This is a genomic window from Streptomyces erythrochromogenes (assembly GCF_036170895.1).
GTDB classification, from domain to species: domain Bacteria; phylum Actinomycetota; class Actinomycetes; order Streptomycetales; family Streptomycetaceae; genus Streptomyces; species Streptomyces erythrochromogenes.
The window spans coordinates 5,595,547-5,611,968 of the sequence record NZ_CP108036.1 but is presented as its reverse complement, the minus strand read 5'-3'; the positions used below and the strand labels follow the sequence as shown (position 1 = coordinate 5,611,968).

16 protein-coding genes are annotated in these 16,422 nt (G+C 72.9%); 6 read left to right on the top strand and 10 right to left on the bottom strand.

From position 1 onward, the window contains the following. The first annotated feature begins 27 nt into the window (after window positions 1-27). Window positions 28-1,293 (top strand): beta-ketoacyl-ACP synthase II, encoded by a 1,266-nt coding sequence (fabF, locus tag OHA91_RS25635; RefSeq protein WP_031145919.1) that lies wholly within the window; start codon window positions 28-30, stop codon window positions 1,291-1,293. Between the two features lie 75 nt (window positions 1,294-1,368). Here fabF and OHA91_RS25630 read toward each other — a convergent pair whose 3' ends face one another. Further along, window positions 1,369-1,863, bottom strand: a complete 495-nt coding sequence (locus tag OHA91_RS25630) for a DUF3145 domain-containing protein (RefSeq protein WP_030841205.1) — start codon at window positions 1,861-1,863, stop codon at window positions 1,369-1,371. 248 nt (window positions 1,864-2,111) lie between these two features. Between OHA91_RS25630 and OHA91_RS25625 the strand changes: the two genes are divergently transcribed. Next, on the top strand, window positions 2,112-3,008 hold the full coding sequence (locus OHA91_RS25625; protein ID WP_031145917.1) for an SGNH/GDSL hydrolase family protein: 897 nt from the start codon (window positions 2,112-2,114) through the stop codon (window positions 3,006-3,008). Window positions 3,009-3,095: 87 nt separating this feature from the next. Here OHA91_RS25625 and OHA91_RS25620 read toward each other — a convergent pair whose 3' ends face one another. Beyond that, window positions 3,096-5,573, bottom strand: coding sequence for a glycoside hydrolase family 3 protein (locus OHA91_RS25620; protein WP_328740085.1), 2,478 nt, complete (start codon window positions 5,571-5,573; stop codon window positions 3,096-3,098). 180 nt (window positions 5,574-5,753) lie between these two features. Here OHA91_RS25620 and OHA91_RS25615 point away from each other — a divergent pair, with 180 nt between their 5' ends. After that, window positions 5,754-6,329, top strand: coding sequence for a TetR/AcrR family transcriptional regulator (locus tag OHA91_RS25615; RefSeq protein ID WP_031145913.1), 576 nt, complete (start codon window positions 5,754-5,756; stop codon window positions 6,327-6,329). A gap of 5 nt (window positions 6,330-6,334) precedes the next feature. Here OHA91_RS25615 and OHA91_RS25610 read toward each other — a convergent pair whose 3' ends face one another. Both OHA91_RS25610 and OHA91_RS25605 read right to left on the bottom strand, forming a co-directional pair. After that, on the bottom strand, window positions 6,335-6,658 hold the full coding sequence (locus OHA91_RS25610; RefSeq protein WP_031145911.1) for a putative quinol monooxygenase: 324 nt from the start codon (window positions 6,656-6,658) through the stop codon (window positions 6,335-6,337). Window positions 6,659-6,723: 65 nt separating this feature from the next. Next, window positions 6,724-7,524, bottom strand: coding sequence for an NAD(P)-dependent oxidoreductase (locus tag OHA91_RS25605; RefSeq protein WP_328740084.1), 801 nt, complete (start codon window positions 7,522-7,524; stop codon window positions 6,724-6,726). Window positions 7,525-7,573: 49 nt separating this feature from the next. Here OHA91_RS25605 and OHA91_RS25600 point away from each other — a divergent pair, with 49 nt between their 5' ends. Beyond that, complete coding sequence (locus OHA91_RS25600) at window positions 7,574-8,482, top strand: LysR family transcriptional regulator (protein ID WP_408059183.1); 909 nt, start codon at window positions 7,574-7,576, stop codon at window positions 8,480-8,482. A gap of 4 nt (window positions 8,483-8,486) precedes the next feature. Further along, a complete protein-coding gene (locus OHA91_RS25595) occupies window positions 8,487-9,203 on the top strand; it encodes a carbon-nitrogen hydrolase family protein (RefSeq protein WP_266501496.1) in 717 nt (238 codons plus the stop codon). Window positions 9,204-9,225: 22 nt separating this feature from the next. Here OHA91_RS25595 and OHA91_RS25590 read toward each other — a convergent pair whose 3' ends face one another. The 3 genes from OHA91_RS25590 to OHA91_RS25580 form a co-directional block, all read right to left on the bottom strand. Then, window positions 9,226-10,809 carry a DUF2142 domain-containing protein gene (locus OHA91_RS25590; RefSeq protein ID WP_031145902.1) on the bottom strand — a complete coding sequence of 528 codons (1,584 nt, stop codon included), beginning with the start codon at window positions 10,807-10,809 and terminating at the stop codon, window positions 9,226-9,228. Window positions 10,810-10,823: 14 nt separating this feature from the next. Further along, window positions 10,824-12,509, bottom strand: a complete 1,686-nt coding sequence (locus tag OHA91_RS25585) for a hypothetical protein (RefSeq protein WP_031145901.1) — start codon at window positions 12,507-12,509, stop codon at window positions 10,824-10,826. Window positions 12,510-12,708: 199 nt separating this feature from the next. Then, window positions 12,709-13,044 carry a winged helix-turn-helix transcriptional regulator gene (locus OHA91_RS25580; RefSeq protein WP_031145900.1) on the bottom strand — a complete coding sequence of 112 codons (336 nt, stop codon included), beginning with the start codon at window positions 13,042-13,044 and terminating at the stop codon, window positions 12,709-12,711. A gap of 96 nt (window positions 13,045-13,140) precedes the next feature. Between OHA91_RS25580 and OHA91_RS25575 the strand changes: the two genes are divergently transcribed. After that, complete coding sequence (locus OHA91_RS25575; protein WP_266501490.1) at window positions 13,141-14,034, top strand: NAD(P)-dependent oxidoreductase; 894 nt, start codon at window positions 13,141-13,143, stop codon at window positions 14,032-14,034. Between the two features lie 6 nt (window positions 14,035-14,040). On the opposite strand, the gene OHA91_RS25570 is transcribed toward OHA91_RS25575, so the two are convergent. From OHA91_RS25570 to OHA91_RS25560, 3 genes are all read right to left on the bottom strand, one after another. Continuing rightward, entirely contained in the window at window positions 14,041-14,841 is an 801-nt protein-coding gene (locus tag OHA91_RS25570) for an EI24 domain-containing protein (protein ID WP_328740082.1), read from the bottom strand. Window positions 14,842-14,906: 65 nt separating this feature from the next. Next, on the bottom strand, window positions 14,907-15,329 hold the full coding sequence (locus OHA91_RS25565; RefSeq protein WP_030657091.1) for an organic hydroperoxide resistance protein: 423 nt from the start codon (window positions 15,327-15,329) through the stop codon (window positions 14,907-14,909). A 66-nt stretch (window positions 15,330-15,395) separates the two neighbouring features. Then, the gene (locus OHA91_RS25560) at window positions 15,396-16,418 is read right to left on the bottom strand and encodes an NADP-dependent oxidoreductase (protein WP_266501476.1); all 1,023 of its coding nucleotides are present in this window, start codon (window positions 16,416-16,418) and stop codon (window positions 15,396-15,398) included. Window positions 16,419-16,422 lie beyond the last annotated feature (4 nt).

Below are 16,422 nucleotides of genomic sequence, written 5' to 3'. Positions count from 1 at the left end.
CCTCTGAGACGTGGAGAAAGAATTCCTGTGAGCCCGACCAATCGCACCGTGGTCGTCACCGGTATCGGCGCAACCACTCCGCTGGGTGGCGACAGCGCTTCGACCTGGGAAGGTCTGCTCGCCGGCCGTTCCGGCGTCAAGCCCCTGGAGGGCGAGCGCTTCGCCGAACTCCCGGTACGCATCGCCGCCCCGGTCGCCGTGGACCCGAGTGAGGTCCTGCCCCGGCCGCTGGCCCGCAAGCTGGACCGCTCGGCGCAGTTCGCCGTCATCGCGGCCCGCGAGGCGTGGGCCGACGCCGGCTACACCGCCCCGGCCGGCGAGGACGAGTCCGTCGCTCCCGACCGCCTGGGCACCGTGATCGCCTCCGGCATCGGCGGCGTCACCACTCTGCTCGACCAGTACGACGTACTGAAGGAGAAGGGCGTGCGCCGGGTCTCCCCGCACACCGTCCCCATGCTCATGCCGAACGGCCCGTCGGCCAACGTCGGCCTCGAGGTCAACGCCCAGGCCGGCGTGCACACTCCGGTGAGCGCCTGCGCGTCCGGTGCCGAGGCCATCGGCTACGCCGTCGAGATGATCCGCACCGGCCGCGCCGACGTGGTCGTCGCGGGCGGCACCGAGGCCGCGATCCACCCGCTGCCGATCGCCGCCTTCGCCAACATGATGGCGATGTCGAAGAACAACGAGAGCCCCGAGACGGCCTCCCGTCCGTACGACAAGGCCCGTGACGGCTTCGTCCTGGGCGAGGGCGCGGGCGTCGTCATCCTGGAGTCCGCCGAGCACGCGGCCAAGCGCGGCGCCCGGGTCTACTGCGAGGTGCTGGGCCAGGGCCTGTCCGCGGACAGCCACCACATCGCGCAGCCCGAGCCGACCGGCCGCGGTGTCGCCGCGGCCGTGCAGAACCTGCTCGACAACACGGGTCTCGACCCGGCCGAGCTGGTCCACGTCAACGCCCACGCCACGTCCACCCCGCAGGGTGACACGGCCGAGATCAAGGCCCTGCGCAAGGTCCTGGGCGACGACCTCGACCACATCGCGATCTCCGCGACCAAGTCGATGACCGGTCACCTGCTGGGCGGCGCGGGCGGTATCGAGACCGTCGCGACCGTGCTGGCGCTGTACCACCGTCTGGCCCCGCCGACGATCAACATCGACGCGCTCGACGACGACATCGACGCGGACATCGTCCGGGACGAGCCGCGCAAGCTGCCGGCCGACGGCCCGATCTCCGCGATCAACAACTCCTTCGGCTTCGGCGGCCACAACGTGACGCTCGCCTTCCGCAGCGTCTGACCCGTTCGACGTGAAGGGCCCCGCACGGCAGTCGCCGTGCGGGGCCCTTCACGTTCCGCCCGACCGTGCCTCCGGTCAGACCACCTGGTGGAGCCAGCGGACCGGTGCGCCCTCGCCCGCGTAGCGGAAGGGTTCCAGTTCGTCGTCCCAGGGCTTGCCGAGCAGTTTGGCGATCTCCGCCTCCAAGTCGGTCTCGCCGCGCGAGGACCGGGCCAGCGCGGCGCGCAGCCGGTCCTCCGGGATCAGGATGTCGCCGTGCAGGCCGGTGACGGCGTGGAAGATGCCGAGCTCCGGTGTGGAGCTGTAGCGCTCGCCCTCGGCGGTCGGACAGGGCTCCGCGGTCACCTCGAAGCGCAGCAGGTGCCAGCCGCGCAGCGCGGAGGCGAGTTTCGAGGCGGTGCCCGCTTCGGCCTGCCAGGAGAACTCGGCTCTCCAGGTGCCCGGGGAGGCGGGCTGCCGGATCCAGTCGAGGTTCACCCGCACCCCGAGCACGCCCGCTACGGCCCATTCCACGTGCGGGCAGAGCGCGCGCGGTGCGGAATGCACGTACAGAACTCCACGTGTCGTCACCGGGACCTCCAGTGGTGGACGAGGTCGGGAATAAACTCCAGAAAACGGACAGTATGTGACGTGATGTAATGTAACGGAAATTATTTGACATTGCGCAACGGGACCTGCGGCCGAAACGCCACGGGAAAAAGCTACCGTGCGCCAGGGGTCCTGGTGTGACGTACGGTCGCTCCGAGGCCGGTAAACACAGAGCTTTCACTCAGCAGGACCCCCCGAACGCGTGGGGGCCACAAGGAGGGGTCCTTCCCATGCGCACCACCGCTCCCCGCCGCCGCGCGCGCCGTGCTCTCGCGGGTGCGGGCGCGACGGTCGCGCTGCTGGCCGGGGCCCTGACCGGGTGCCAGTCGGGCGGATCGGCCGCCCCGGGCGAGCGCGGGGCGCAGTCGGCTCCCCGGTGGAACACGGCGCCCACCTCGATCGCGGCCGCCGGCGACTCCATCACGCGTGGTTTCGACGCCTGTTCGGTCCTCGCCGACTGCCCCGAGGTGTCCTGGGCCACCGGGAGCGACCCCGCCGTCCGCTCCCTCGCCGCCCGGCTGCTCGGGGACGCCGCGGTGCCCGGACGCAGCTGGAACTACGCGGTCACCGGCTCGCGGATGGCGGACCTTCCGGGCCAGCTGACGGCGGCCGCCGCGCACAAGCCCGACCTGGTCACGGTGATGGTGGGGTCGAACGACGCCTGCCGGCCCACCGCTTCGTCGATGACCCCGGTGGCGGAGTTCCGGTCCGGTTTCGAGCAGGCCCTCGCGCAGCTGCGGGCCGCGTCCCCGGCCTCCCAGGTGTACGTCTCCAGCGTGCCCGACCTGCAACGGCTGTGGGAGCAGGGCAAGGACCTCCCGATGGTGCGCCAGGTCTGGAAGCTGGGCATCTGCCAGTCGATGCTCGCCGATCCGCTGTCGCTGGCCACGGGGGCCACGGCCCGGCGCGAGCAGGTGCGGGCGCGGGTGGTCGAGTACAACGAGGTGCTGCGCGAGGTCTGCGGGAAGGACGCGCTGTGCCGCTACGACGGCGGCGCGGTGTTCCAGTACCCCTTCGCGGCGGAGCAGTTGAGCCGCTGGGACTGGTTCCACCCGGGCAAGGACGGGCAGGCGCGGCTGGCGGAACTGGCGCACCGCCAGGTGACGGCGGCCGAACCGCCGCGTTGACGTCCTCGTGCGCGGAGGGTCCGGGGGCGGGAGTCAGGGCCCGCCCCCGGACCGGCTTTCAGGGGTTATTTCCGGCCATACGGCGTGTCACGCGATGTCGAGCGTCGCGGTCAGCCGGGTGTCGCCGTGCGCGCGGCTCGCGCGGACCTCGTACGCGCCGCCGATCCGCCGCCATCCGCGGGCCTCCTCGTCCCAGATCTCGAAGGCCCGGGCGGGCAGCGGGATCTCGGTCTCGACGCTCTCGCCGGGGCCCGCGGCGACGCTCGCGAAGCCGGCCAGCCAGCTCGCCGGGCGCTCCACCGTCGTGCTCCCCGCGCGGTCGGACGCGGTGTCGAGGGGGGCCAGGTAGACCTGGACGACCTCGCGGCCGGGCCGGGTACCGGTGTTGGTGACGCGGACCCGTACGGCGTCGGCGGTGGCCTCCAGGGACTCGTACGCCCAGTCGGTGTAGCCGAGGCCGTGCCCGAAGGGGTAGGCGGGGACGACGCCGTGCTTCTCGTAGGCCCGGTAGCCGATGAAGAGGCCCTCGCCGTACTCCAGGCGCCCGTCGGCGGGGACGACCTCGGTGACGGGCGCGTCCGCGAACCGGGCGGGCCAGGTGGTGGGCAGCCGGCCGCCCGGCTCCGCCTCGCCGAGGAGTACGTCGGCCAGCGCGGCCCCGCCCTCCTGCCCGGGGAACCAGGTCAGCAGGACGGCGGCGACGTCCTCGCGCCACGGGAGCTCCACCGGGGAGCCGGCGTTGACGACGACCACGGTGTTCGGGTTGACGGCGGCGACGGCCCTCACGAGGTCGTCCTGGCGGCCCGGGAGGCCGAGGTCGGGGCGGTCGAAGCCCTCGGACTCCACGCGTTCGGTGGTGGCGACGACCACGACGGCGGTGTCGGCGGCGCGGGCGGCCTCCACCGCCTCGGCGATCAGCTCGTCGGGGTCGCGCCGCGGGCCGAGGTGGAGCAGCGAGAACATGATCGCCTTGAGCGGCATCGCGGTCATGTCGGGGACCTGGTAGGTCAGCGACACCTCGACGGGCTCGCCCTCGGTGAGCGTGACGCGGGCGCGCTCGCTGGGCGCCCCGAAGAAGGCCTCGAAGGGGTCGGCCTCGTCGCCCATCTCCTGGACGCCGCTCCACAGGTGCCGTCCGTCGACCGCGAGGGTGAAGGCGCCGAGTCCGCGGGTGCCGAAGGTGTGCTCACCGCTCTCGCGCGGCACGAACGTGCCGCGGACCTCGATGCTCGCCATCGCCTCGTACGTGGCGCCCGCGGGCAGGTCGTCCCCGATCCACTGGACCTGGCCGGTGGGCAGGCCGCCCTCGCCGAGGACGGCCCCGGAGGCGTCGCGGCACAAGGCGAGGAGCTCGAACCCCTTGTCGGCGGGGGTGGGCTCCTCGGAGGGGTCGGCCCCGACGGCATAGGCCAGGGCTCCTTCCGGGAGGGCCGCGGTGAGCCCGTCGAGCGGGGAGACCACCCGCTCGGGGAAGACGGTGGCGCTGCCGCCGCCGAGCACCCGGGCGTCGCGCGCGGCGGCCCCGAGCAGGGCGACGGTGCGCCCGGCGGAGGCGTCCAGCGGCAGGACGCCCTCCTCGTTGCGCACGAGGACGAACCCGCGGGCGGCGAGCTCGCGGGCGAGCGCCTGGCCGTCGACCGGGTCCGGAGCGGTCTCGACGACGGCGGGGGCGCCCTCCAGGGCCCCGACGCGGGCGGCGAGGCGCAGGACGTTGCGCACGGCGTCGTCGACGGCGGACCCGGGGACCTCCCCGGCGCGGACGGCCTCGGCGAGGGCGGGTCCGTAGACGGTGGTCGGGCCGGGCATGGCGACGTCCATGCCGCCCAGGATGTCGCCGGTGGTGGAGCGGGCGGCCATCCAGTCGGAGACGTTGCAGCCGTCGAAGCCCCACTCGCCGCGCAGGACCTCGTTCACCAGGTACCGGTGTTCGGTCATCGTCGTGCCGTTGACCTGGTTGTAGGCGGTCATGATGCCCCAGGGGTGGGCATTGGCGACGATGGCCTCGAAGGGCGCGAGGTAGAGCTCGCGCAGCGGGCGCGGGGCGATGACGCTGTCGACGGTGAACCGGTCGGTCTCGGCGTCGTTGCCGACGAAGTGCTTGACCGTGGTCCCGACTCCGCCGTCCTGGACGCCGTTCACGTAGCCGCTGCCGATGGCGCCGGTGAGGTACGGGTCCTCGGAGTAGCACTCGAAGTGGCGGCCGCCGAGCGGAGAGCGGTGCAGGTTGACGGTGGGCGCCAGCAGGACGTGGACGCCCTTGCGGCGGGCCTCCTGGGCGAGGAGCCGGCCGGCGCGGCGGGCGAGTTCCGGGTCCCAGGCGGCGGCGAGCGACGTCGGGGAGGGCAGGGCGACGGACGGGTCGTCGGCGGTCCAGCGCACGCCGCGCACCCCGATGGGGCCGTCGGACATGACCAGGGACTGCAGCCCGATGGCCGGGATCGCGGGCAGGGACCACATGTCCTGGCCCGCCAGCAGAAAGGCCTTGGTGTCGAGGTCGAGCTTGCCGAGCGCCGCCTCCACGGCGTCGTCCCGTATCTGATCACGGACCTGATCGGCATCGGTCACGGCCGTGCCTCCTCGTCGAGAGCGGTGCGGTTGCGCGGTGCGGCGCTGTGCGGTGCCCCCATCGTGGACCTGCCACCTGGCGAGCGGTAGGGTTTGTTATCTGTTCGTGATATGCGAATGTCGTACGGTCCTCCTACGGTCCTGCCGACGACGGGACTGCACGGAAGGGGTGCCATGGCGATGCCCAGGGCGAGGAGCGAGGAGCGCCGCGGGGAGATCGTCCGCGCGGCCGTCGAGGTGATCGCGGAGCGCGGCTACCGGGGGGCGTCCCTGGGCACGGTCGCGGAGCGCGTGGGCCTGACCCAGCAGGGGCTGTTGCACTACTTCCCGACCAAGGAGGCGCTGCTCGTCGCGGTGCTGGAAGAACGCGACCGGTGGGACACGGGCGGCGGCTCGCGCGCCGCGGCGGACACCTGGCGCCTGGACCTGCTGGCCTCGCTGGTGGAGTACAACGCGATGCGCCCGGGCATCGTGCAGACCTTCTCGGCGCTGCTGGGCGAGAGCGTCACCGACGGGCACCCGGCCCGGGAGTTCTTCACCGAGCGCTACGCCCAGGTCCGTTCGGAGATGGCGGCGGTGCTGCGCGCCGAGTTCGGCGACCGCCTGCCCTCGGGTCTCACCCCGGAGCAGGCGGCCCCGCTGCTGACGGCGGTCATGGACGGCCTCCAGTACCAGTGGCTGCTGGCCCCCGAGTCCGTGGACATGCCCGCCGCCTTCCGCGCCTTCCTGACCCTGCTGCGGGGCCCGGAGGCCTGAAGGGCCTAGTCGACCTGGAGCTCGCCCATCCGGCTCCAGCCGGTCGCACCCTCGATGGTGGTGCTGACGATCTCGGGCGTACGGGTCACCATCGGCCGCATGGTCTCCAGCGCGGCGCTGAAGTGCTCGGAGGTGACGTGCGCTTCGGCGGCGTCGTCCTGGAAGGCCTCGACCAGTACGTAGGTGTTCGGCTCCTCCAGGCTGCGCGACCACTCGAACCACAGGTTCCCGGGTTCGGCGCGGGTGGCGCGGGTGAACGGCGCGACCTTGTCGGGCCACGCGTCGACGTATTCGGGCTTGACGGGGAATTTCACCACAATGAAGATCACACCGGCATTTTATGCAGGTCGATCCACCCTGCGGGCGGACTCCCCCGCCCGCGGCCCCGGCCGGGTCAGGGGCGCAGGGCGGAGAGGTCCCGGCCCGCCAGCTCCGGACGGGACGTCAGCGCGGCGTGGACCGACTCCAGGATCGGCAGCGGCGCGCGGGCCGTGGCCAGGGCCACGTCCTTCGCTGCCAGGGCGACCGGGAAGTGCGAGGCGTCGGCGTAAGCACGGGCCACCGCGCCCGCCAGCGGTCCGCGGGCCAGTTGCGCGCGGACCAGGTCCTCCGGCAGGCCCAGCGCTCCACCCAGCCTCAGCGCCTCGGCCACCAGGGCCACCCCGCCGACCGCCGTGTTGATCAGCACCAGCTTCAGCGCCGCGCCCGAACCCGCCGGGCCGCACACGGTGACCTCGCCGAGGGCGTCGAGGACCCGCCTGACCGGGCCGGGCAGCGGGTCGCCGCCCGCCAGCACCCACAACTCCCCCGTCGCCGCCCGGTCGACGCTCCCCATCACGGGCGCGTCGGTCAGCGTCACCCCCTCCGGCAGCCGCCCGGCGAGCTCCCGTACCGGCTCCGGGCCGACCGTCGAGGTGTCGATCCAGTGGACGCCGGGGCGCAGGGCGGGCAGCACGCTCTCCGCGACGGCCCACAGGGCCGCCGGGTCGGCCAGCATGGTGATGACGAGGTCCGCGTCGCGGACGGCCTCGGCGGGCGTGGCGGCGACCGTCGCGCCGGCCTCCGCCAGCCGCCGCGCCTTCTCCGGCGTCCGGTTCCACACCATCAGCCCGTGCCCGCGGGCCAGCAGGTGACGGGCCATCGGGGCACCCATGCGGCCGACGCCGAGGAATGCGATCTGCTGCGCTGTGTCCATGCCCACGACGCTAGGTCCGGGCCGTTCATGCGACAAGCGAATGTCTAGCATGGCTGCCATGCCGACTCCGCACAGCCTGTACGAGGTCTTCCTGCGCGTGGCGCGCCTGGCCTCCTTCACCGCCGCCGCCCGCTCCCTGGGCTACACCCAGTCCGCCGTCTCCCGGCAGATCCAGACCCTGGAGGGCGAGTGGGGCGCCCCGCTCTTCGACCGCCTCCCGCGCGGCGTCCGCCTCACCGAGGCCGGCCGCGTCCTGCTCCCGCACGCCGAGGCCGTCGGCGAACGCCTGCGCACCGCCCGCGCCGAGCTCGACGCGCTGCGCACCCTGGGGGCCGGCCGGCTGCGGATCGGCTCCTTCTCCACTGCGGACGCCGCGCTGCTGCCGCGCGCGCTGGCCGCCTTCCGGGCCCGGCATCCCGCCGTCGCGGTCACCCGTACCGAGGGGCCGTCCGCCAAGCACCTCGCCCTCCTCGCGACCGGGGAGCTCGACCTCGCCGTCGTCGCCGACACCTCCGGGCGGCCGCCCCGGGACTGTACCCCGCACCACCTGCTCGACGAGCGCATGTACGTGGCCCTGCCGAGCGGCCACCGGCTCGCCGGACGCACCGGGCTGCGGCTGGCCGAACTGGCCGACGAGGAGTGGATCGCCGCCGGCACCCGCCCCGAGGAGACCCTCATGCACTCCGCGCTGGGGGGTGGTTTCCGCCCCCGTACGGGCTTCGTCGCCGCCGACTGGATCGCCAAGCAGGGCTTCGTCGCGGCCGGGCTCGGCGTCACCCTCGTCCCGGAGCTCGCCGCCTCCTCCGTACGGCCCGACCTCGTGCTGGTCCCGCTGCACCCGGACGACACCCCGCGCCGCGGGGTCTACGCGGCCACCCCGCGCGGGATCGCCCCGTCACCGGCCGCCGCGGCCCTGCTGACCCTCCTGAAGGAAGCCGCGGACGGGTTGGCATCCTGACCCGGTGAAGATCGCCGCAGCACAGATGACGTGCGTCCCCGCCGATGTCCGCGCGAACGCCGCGCGGGCCGCCGCCCTCGCCGCCACGGCCCGTGAGCAGGGCGCCGCACTGGTGGTGTTCCCCGAGTTCACCCTCACCGGCTACGAACTGGACGCGCTCGCCGCCGACCCGGGCCTGTGGACCGCCGCCGACGACCCCCGGCTGGACCCGCTGCGCGCCGCCGGGATCGCCACCGCGGTCAACGTGGCGCTGCCCGGCGACGGCCCGCGTCCGGCCATCGCGACGCTGGTCCACGACGCGGACGGCGCGCACGTGACGACGTACCGCAAGCAGCACCTCTTCCGCCACGAGCAGGACGTCTTCGAGCCCGGCACGGCCGACGGGCGCTTCGAACTCCTCGGGGTCCGCTTCTCGCTGGGCGTCTGCTACGACAACCACTTCCCCGGACTCCCGGGCCGGGGCGCGGCCGACGGCTGCCGGGTCCACCTGGCGAGCTCCCTGTACGGGACCGGCGACGGGATCCGCGAGCGCGCCACCGTGTACCCGGGGATCGCGGAGCGCAGCGGCCTGTACGTCGTCCTCGCCAACCACGTCGGCCCGGCGGGCCCGTGGACCGGCTGCGGCCGCTCGGCCGTGTGGGCCCCGGGCGGAGCGCTGCTCGCCGAGGCGGACGACCGCACCCCGTCGGTGGTGACCGCCCCGGTCGGCCCCGCCCTCTGACGGGGCCGCGGGGCGGGGCGCGTCAGGCGGGCTCGGGCACCCGCCGGCGGCGGTCCGGACGCGGGGTGTCGAGGTCCGGGAGCCGGGCGGCGCCCCCGCGGTCGCGCATCAGGGCGGGCAGCACGACGGCGACGGCCGCCACCGCGTACACGCAGGTCCAGAAGACCCAGCCGCCGGGCGGGGCCCAGTGCGCCGAGGTCGCCACCCACGAACCGCCGGTGCCGACGGCGAACCGGCGCAGCGTCCAGTAGAAGGCCGAGAGGTTCACCAGCGCGAGGCCGACGACGGACAGGCCCACCAGCCGCCGCCAGCGCAAGCCGTGCTCCGGGGCGCGCGTGGCGCAGACGGCCACGGCCATCAGCGGCAGTCCGACGGCGAAGGGCAGCAGGTAGCGGCCCTGCCACACCATGCCGATGCGCTCCGCCTGCGAGGCCTGCGCGACCACCGGCACCATCACGACGGCCACCAGCATGCCGAGCATCGCCACCACCTCGCGGGCACGGCCGTGCACGAGCGCCAGCACGACGACGGTGGCGAGCACCGCCATCCACACCACGTACATGAGGGCCGGGGCGGGGGTGTCCAGCCAGCCGAAGAAGCCGAGCATCTGCTTGATGTAGACCTCGGTGTTGCCGAGGGTCTTCTTCGCGGCCACTCCCGTGGTCAGCGAGTCAGGGATGTCGATCTTCGAGTTGTCGGGGTGCCCCGCCGCCCAGAGCAGCGCGCCGGCCGTCGCCAGGCCCAGCAGGGCCGTCCAGAGCCACAGGGCCTTGCGGCGCAGCACCTGTCCCAGCAGTCCGCGCCGCTGCGTCAGCATCAGGCAGAAGACGACCGCCCCGCCGAACCAGATCAGTCCGAGCGGTCGGATGTTGATCAGCACCAGGCCGCCGATGCCCAGCCGGGCCAGTCTGCGGTTCAGCAGCACGGGGTCGGGCGACAGGACGATCGACAGCAGGGCCGTCCACACCAGGATCCCGGCGGCGATCTCGCCGCCGCTGGGGTTGACCATGCCGGCCATGTAGAGCGTCATCGGGGTGGCGGCGGCGAACACGCCGAGCATCGCCAGCGAGCGCCGGCGCCATTCGGCGGCCGTGACCACCGCACTGGCCAGCAGCGCCGAGCAGAGCAGCGCCGACATGAAGCGCATGAGGTACAGCCCCTTGGGGCCGTCGGCCAGCAGGCTCGGCCAGCCGGTCACCAGGTAGTAGCCGGGGTGGTAGCGGCCGGCCGCCGTGGTGGCCTGCGCGATCTTCTCGGACGTGCCGAGCGAGGGGGCACAGGACGCGGGCTGCGCCTCGTGCCACGAGTAGCACTCGTGCACCTTGGGCAGGTTGCGGTACCACTCCGGGAGCTGCACGCCGGTCTCGGCGAAGTGTCCCTCGATGCCCGCCACCGTGTGCGGGACCATCACCTCGGTCCCGCCGATCTGGCCCCTGGCGACGGCGGCGGCGCGGATGAAGTGCGCGTGCTCGTCGGGGGAGCTCCCGAGGGGGCTGGCGGCCGCCCACGAGCCCGCGAGCGTGAAGAACAGGGCGAAAGAGATCAGCCAGAGCCGCTTGGGTGTTCCGGCCGACCAGTCGGCCAGCCGCGTCAGTGCGGAAGTCATCGGTCCCCCGGAAGTCATCGGATGAAGCCGAGCCAGCTCTGGTCGCCGTCCTTGGAGCACGTGCCGCCGGGCGCGTACTTCGGGCAGCTCCCGTCCCGCTCCGTGATGGTGTGCGAGACCCAGGGCAGGATCCGGTACGTGTTCTCCTTGGCCGGCATGTAGCGGTCGGCCATCGAGGAGGAGACGGTGCCGAGGAGCAGCAGCAGGGCGCACAGGGTCCCGATCACCGCGCCTTCGCGACCGGGGAAGCCGGTGCCCGCCGCGTTCGCCGCACCCTGCCCGGTTCCGGCGCCGGGCTGCGACCGGCGCGCGGCGATCCGCAGCGAGACCAGGTGGACGACGAGCGCGCACAGCAGCAGCCCGCAGTAGAGCAGCTGGTTGTTCGTGCGGGTGTAGAGCTGGACGGTCTGCGTCTCGTACATGTGCGAGGCGATGTACATGCGCATCACCCACGCGCTGATGAACATCGCGGCGATGGTGATCACCATCGGCTTGCGCATGCCCAGCCAGATCGCGGCGCCCACACCGACGAAGGTGACCAGGGCGAACAGCCCGACCCCGCCGTACTCGCCGGGCAGGGGCCACTCGCCGACCTTGCCGGGCATGTCCGTGCGCCACATGAGGTAGTACGCCGGGTCGGTGAAGTTGTCGAACCGGAAGTTGTAGTCCTTGGTGGTCTGCCCCTCGGTCAGCATGACCATGAGGTAGCGCCCGGCGACCACGAGGAACGCCGCCAGGGAGGCGCCGAGGAAGGCCGCGCCCTTGATCCGGCCGAGCCGGCCGTCCCGCCACGGGAAGTACAGCAGTGCGGCGAACAGCACGCCCGCCGCGCTCCACAGGAACCAGCCCGAGTAGGTGAGGAACATGACGCCGAGCAGCGCGCCGAATCCCGCGCCCTTGAGCAGGAGCGTCCGCCAGCCCTGCGTACCGCTGCGGCTCAGCGACACCACCATCGCGACCAGGACCGGGACCAGCACGACGAGGACGGTCTGGCTGTACGGCTTGTAGGCGTCGATCAGTGCGAAGGCGGGGGCCACGCCGAAGGCGAGGGCCCGGACCGGGCCGAGCAGCATGCGCCAGCAGAGGTAGACCAGCGGTCCGAACGCCGCGGCGCCGAGGATCTGCAGGTCCTTGAAGGCGTACGCGGTGTTGCCGCCGCGGAACCACTCGGCGTAGTAGCCGAGGGTGTAGAGGGGGGCCGGCGGGTAGACCGGGGAGCCGGAGGGGCGGCCGTTGGCCACCGCCTGGGCCCACTCGACGATGCGGCCGCTGTCGCCGTTGAGGCCGAACATCGGCCAGGGCGTCCCGTGGAGGGCGACGACCGCGCCGGCGGCGACGAAGCCGCTGGCCAGGCCGGCGAGGGCGGCGGAGGCGAACCGCGTGGCCAGGTCGAAGTGCCGCCCCCTGCGCAGCCGCACGGCCAGCGCCACCACGCCGATGAAGAGCAGACCTATGAGCGCGAACCGCAGCTGGATGGCGGCGAGGCCGCTGACCTGCGCGATCCGGTCCAGGGGATTGAGCTTGAAGCCGCGGGCGAGCAGCGGGAGCACGAGCGCCGCGGCGAACGCGACGACGGCTTCGAGGAACAGGAGCGTGCCGCGTGAGCCGATGCCGCGCCGGGCGGCCGGTATCGGGCGGGCGGGCGCGGCCGGTCCGCCCGGGGGCAGCACGGTCGCGATGCCCTCGGTACTGACTGTCACTGCTGTGTCCCTACTGCTGGTCGGTCCTCGGCCCGGTGGCCGGCGTGGCTCGGCAAGCCGCTGCGCGACTCCGGCCCCCCGCCGAAGCTCCGGGCCAGGGCGAACTCAAGGGCAGTGAGAGACAGCCTTGGCACTTGCTGCCATGCATACTACGGGCCCGCCACGGGTAGGCGGGGGCCGGTAACCGATCTCCGGCCGGTCAGGCCGAATCCGGGAGCAGGTGCTTCGCACCCCACGCCCCCAACGGCCCCAGGGCCGCGTTCAGGTCCTGGCCCAGCGCGGTCAGGGAGTACTCCACGCGCGGCGGGACCTCGTCGTACACCTCGCGGTGCACGATGCCGTCGGTCTCCAGCTCGCGCAGCTGGGCGGCGAGCACCTTCTCGGAGACACCGGGGACGAGCCGGCGCAGCTCGCCGAAGCGGCGCGGACGCTGCTCCAGCATCCACAGGAGCGACACCTTCCACTTGCCGTCGATCACGGACATCGCCGCGGCGATCCCGCACTCATCCGCACCGGGCCTCCGTGTCACCGCCATCGCACACCCTCCCCACCTGCTCGCTCACCTCGGGGTAACCACCTACTCCGAAGTGCGTACTTGAGCACCGCACTGCCTGCAACCAGGCTAAACGCCATGACCGACACCACACCGCGGAATTCGCTCACCCTGCTCGGACTCGGCGACATGGGCACCGCCCTCGCCCGCACCTGGCTCGCCGCCGGGCATTCCCTCACCGTCTGGAACCGCACTCCCGCCAAGGCCGGACCGCTCGCCGCAGAGGGCGCCGTCGTCGCCCCGACCGCGGCTGCGGCGGTCGCCGCGAACGGACTGGTCGTGACCTGTCTGCTGGACGACGCCAGCGTCCGCTCCACCCTGGACGGCATCGACCTGACCGGCAAGGACCTCGTCGACCTCACCACCGGCACCCCGGCCGAGGCCCGCGCCCGGGCCGCCTGGGCCGAGGCCCGCGGCGCCCGGTACACGGACGGCGGGATCATGGCCACGCCCACGATGATCGGCGTACCGGAGGCCGGCGGATACGTCTTCTACAGCGGCTCGCGCGCCCTCTTCGACACCCACCGCGCGACGCTGGAGGTCCCGGCCGGGGCCCGCTTCGTCGGGGAGGACCCCGGGCACGCCGCCCTGCACGACGTGGCGCTGCTCAGCGCGATGTACGGACTCTTCGCCGGCATCTCGCACGCCTACGCGCTGACCGAGGGCGAGGACATCGCCCCGAAGGAACTGGCTCCGCTGCTGTCCGAGTGGCTGGGCGCGATGGGCTTCTTCGTCGGCAACGCCGCCGAGCGGCTCACTTCGCGGGACTTCACCACCGGGGTGGTGTCCAACCTGGCCATGCAGGTCGCGGCGACCGGCACCCTGCTGCGGACCGCCGAGGAGCAGGGGGTCAGTGCCGAGCTGATCTCCCCGTACCTGGACCTGATGCGCCGCCGCCTGACGGCGGACCCGGCCGCCCACGGCGGGGAGGACACGGCGGGAGCCCTCCTGCTGCTGAAGAAGGAGCGCTAGCGGTGGCTACGGGAACGCCGGCGGCGGCGGTCCGAAGCCGGCCGGTGCGGCCTCGGCGGCCGGGGCCTCGTCGGTGCGCATCAGGTCGCGCGCCATCAGCGTGGCTCCCGCCACCGCGCCGGGCATCAGGAGCACCGCGACGAGCGGCACCAGGAACGCCAGCACCAGCGGCACTCCGAAGCCCAGCACCAGCAGCCGCCGGGACCGCAGCAGCACCAGCCGCTCGGGCAGCTCCATCTTGCGGCGCTGGAGGGCCACGGAGGTGAGTTCCTGGGTCAGGAAGTAGCCGGAGACGCAGAACCCGAGCACCGGGACGACCGTCTGGCCGATCACCGGGACGAAGCCGAGGGCGAAGAGCACGAGGCCGTACAGCAGCACCCGCCCGAGCACCTTCACACTGTCCCGGGCCGAGATCCACAGCTCCCGCCAGAGCGGGAGGCCGGACTGCGGGGCGTCGCCGCCCTCGCTGCGGTCGACCTGCTCCGAGAGGGACTCGTAGAAGGGCTGGCCGATCAGCAGGGTGACCGCGGTGAAGGTGATCACCGCGAGGAAGAGCCCCAGGCCGAAGAACAGGGCGGTGAGGAAGCCGCGGAAGAGTCCGATCCACGGGGCGGACCAGTCGTCGGCGAAGGGGGTCGCCCAGGTGGTCAGGTCGTCGGCGCCGTAGCCGAGCCCGACGAGGGCGCCGACGTAGAGGGCGAACGAGACGAGCCCGGGCAGCAGCCCGAAGCCCAGCCACCGGCCGTGTCGCAACACCCATCGCTGTCCGGCCAGCAGGTACCGGAAGCCCCCCGCAAGATCATGCATGGCGTCAGTCTACGGCGAAGGCCGCACCCCGGTCGGGGTGCGGCCTTCGCCGTGCGGCTGCCGGATCAGACGGCGAGCTCGACGGTGATGTTGCCGCGGGTGGCCTTGGAGTACGGGCAGACCTCGTGGGCCTTCTCGATGAGCTCCTTGGCGGTGGCGGCGTCCACGTTCGGGATCACGGCGGAGATCTTGACGATCAGGCCGAAGCCCTCGTCGTTCTTGCCGATGCCGACCTCGGCGGTGACCGTGGAGCCGGAGATGTCGGCGTTCACGTTCTTGGCGACGACGCCCAGGGCGCCCTGGAAGCAGGCGCTGTAGCCGGCTGCGAAGAGCTGCTCCGGGTTGGTGCCGGCGCCGGAGCCACCGAGTTCCTTGGGCGGGTTCACGACGACGTCGAGCTGGCCGTCGTTGGTGGCGACGCGGCCGTCACGGCCGTTCTCGGCGGTGGCCACGGCGGTGTACGCGACGTCGGACTGCTGGATGGACATGAAGAAATGTTCCTCCTGGTAATCGCCGCGACTCGCGCCCACGGTCACGACGGTTGTGGGGTGAGCCTAACCGGTGAAGGAAACGATCATCTTTCCGGTGTTCTCTCCGCGGAGCATGCCGAGGAAGGCGGAGGTCGCGTTCTCGACGCCCTCGACGACCGTCTCGTCGTAGCTCAGCTCACCGGAGCGCAGCCATCCGGCCACGTCCTGGACGAACTGCTGCTGCAGTCCGGCGTGGTCGCTGACGAGGATGCCCTGGAGCCGCAGCCGCTTGCCGATGACCTGCATCAGGTTGCGCGGGCCGGGTGCGGCCTCGGTGTCGTTGTAGTGGGCGATCGCGCCGCACAGGGTGGCGCGGCCGTGCACGTTCATGGAGGAGATGGCGGCCTCCAGGTGGTCGCCGCCGACGTTGTCGAAGTAGACGTCGACGCCCTCGGGGGCGGCGGCGCGCAGCTGCTCGGCGACGGGGCCGTTCTTGTAGTTGAAGGCGGCGTCGAAGCCGTACTTCTCCGTGAGGAGCGTCACCTTCTCGTCCGAGCCGGCGGAGCCGATCACCCGGGACGCGCCCTTGATCTTCGCGAACTGGCCGACGAGGCCGCCGACCGCACCCGCGGCGCCGGAGACGAAGACGGAGTCGCCCTCCTTGAAGGAGGCGACCTCGAAGAGCCCGGCGTAGGCGGTCAGGCCCGGCATGCCGAGGACGCCGAGGTAGGCGGAGAGCGGGGCGAGGGAGGCGTCGACCTTGGTGGCGTACTTCGCGTCGAGCTCCGCGTACTCGCGCCAGCCCAGGCCGTGCAGGACGTGGTCGCCGACGGCGAAGCCCTCGGCGGCGGAGGCGACGATCTCGCCGACCGCGCCGCCGTCCATCGGGCGGTCGAGCTGGAAGGGCGGGACGTAGGACTTCACGTCGTTCATCCGGCCGCGCATGTACGGGTCCACGGACATGTGCAGGTTGCGCACGAGGATCCGGCCGGCGGCGGGCTCGGCGTTGACGGGCACCTCACGCAGGGCGAAGTCCTCGGCGACGGGCCAGCCCTGCGGGCGACGGACGAGGTGCCACTCGCGGCTCACGGCGGGAATCTCAGACATTGCG

Coding starts and splice junctions, on each gene's coding strand:
- OHA91_RS25625 (WP_031145917.1), top strand. CDS start 2,112: ATGCGCACCACCGCTCCCCGCCGCCGCGCGCGCCGTGCTCTCGCGGGT.
- OHA91_RS25615 (WP_031145913.1), top strand. CDS start 5,754: ATGCCCAGGGCGAGGAGCGAGGAGCGCCGCGGGGAGATCGTCCGCGCG.
- OHA91_RS25605 (WP_328740084.1), bottom strand. CDS start 7,524: ATGGACACAGCGCAGCAGATCGCATTCCTCGGCGTCGGCCGCATGGGT.
- OHA91_RS25600 (WP_408059183.1), top strand. CDS start 7,574: ATGGCTGCCATGCCGACTCCGCACAGCCTGTACGAGGTCTTCCTGCGC.
- OHA91_RS25590 (WP_031145902.1), bottom strand. CDS start 10,809: ATGACTTCCGCACTGACGCGGCTGGCCGACTGGTCGGCCGGAACACCC.
- OHA91_RS25580 (WP_031145900.1), bottom strand. CDS start 13,044: ATGGCGGTGACACGGAGGCCCGGTGCGGATGAGTGCGGGATCGCCGCG.
- OHA91_RS25575 (WP_266501490.1), top strand. CDS start 13,141: ATGACCGACACCACACCGCGGAATTCGCTCACCCTGCTCGGACTCGGC.
- OHA91_RS25570 (WP_328740082.1), bottom strand. CDS start 14,841: ATGCATGATCTTGCGGGGGGCTTCCGGTACCTGCTGGCCGGACAGCGA.
- OHA91_RS25565 (WP_030657091.1), bottom strand. CDS start 15,329: ATGTCCATCCAGCAGTCCGACGTCGCGTACACCGCCGTGGCCACCGCC.
- OHA91_RS25560 (WP_266501476.1), bottom strand. CDS start 16,418: ATGTCTGAGATTCCCGCCGTGAGCCGCGAGTGGCACCTCGTCCGTCGC.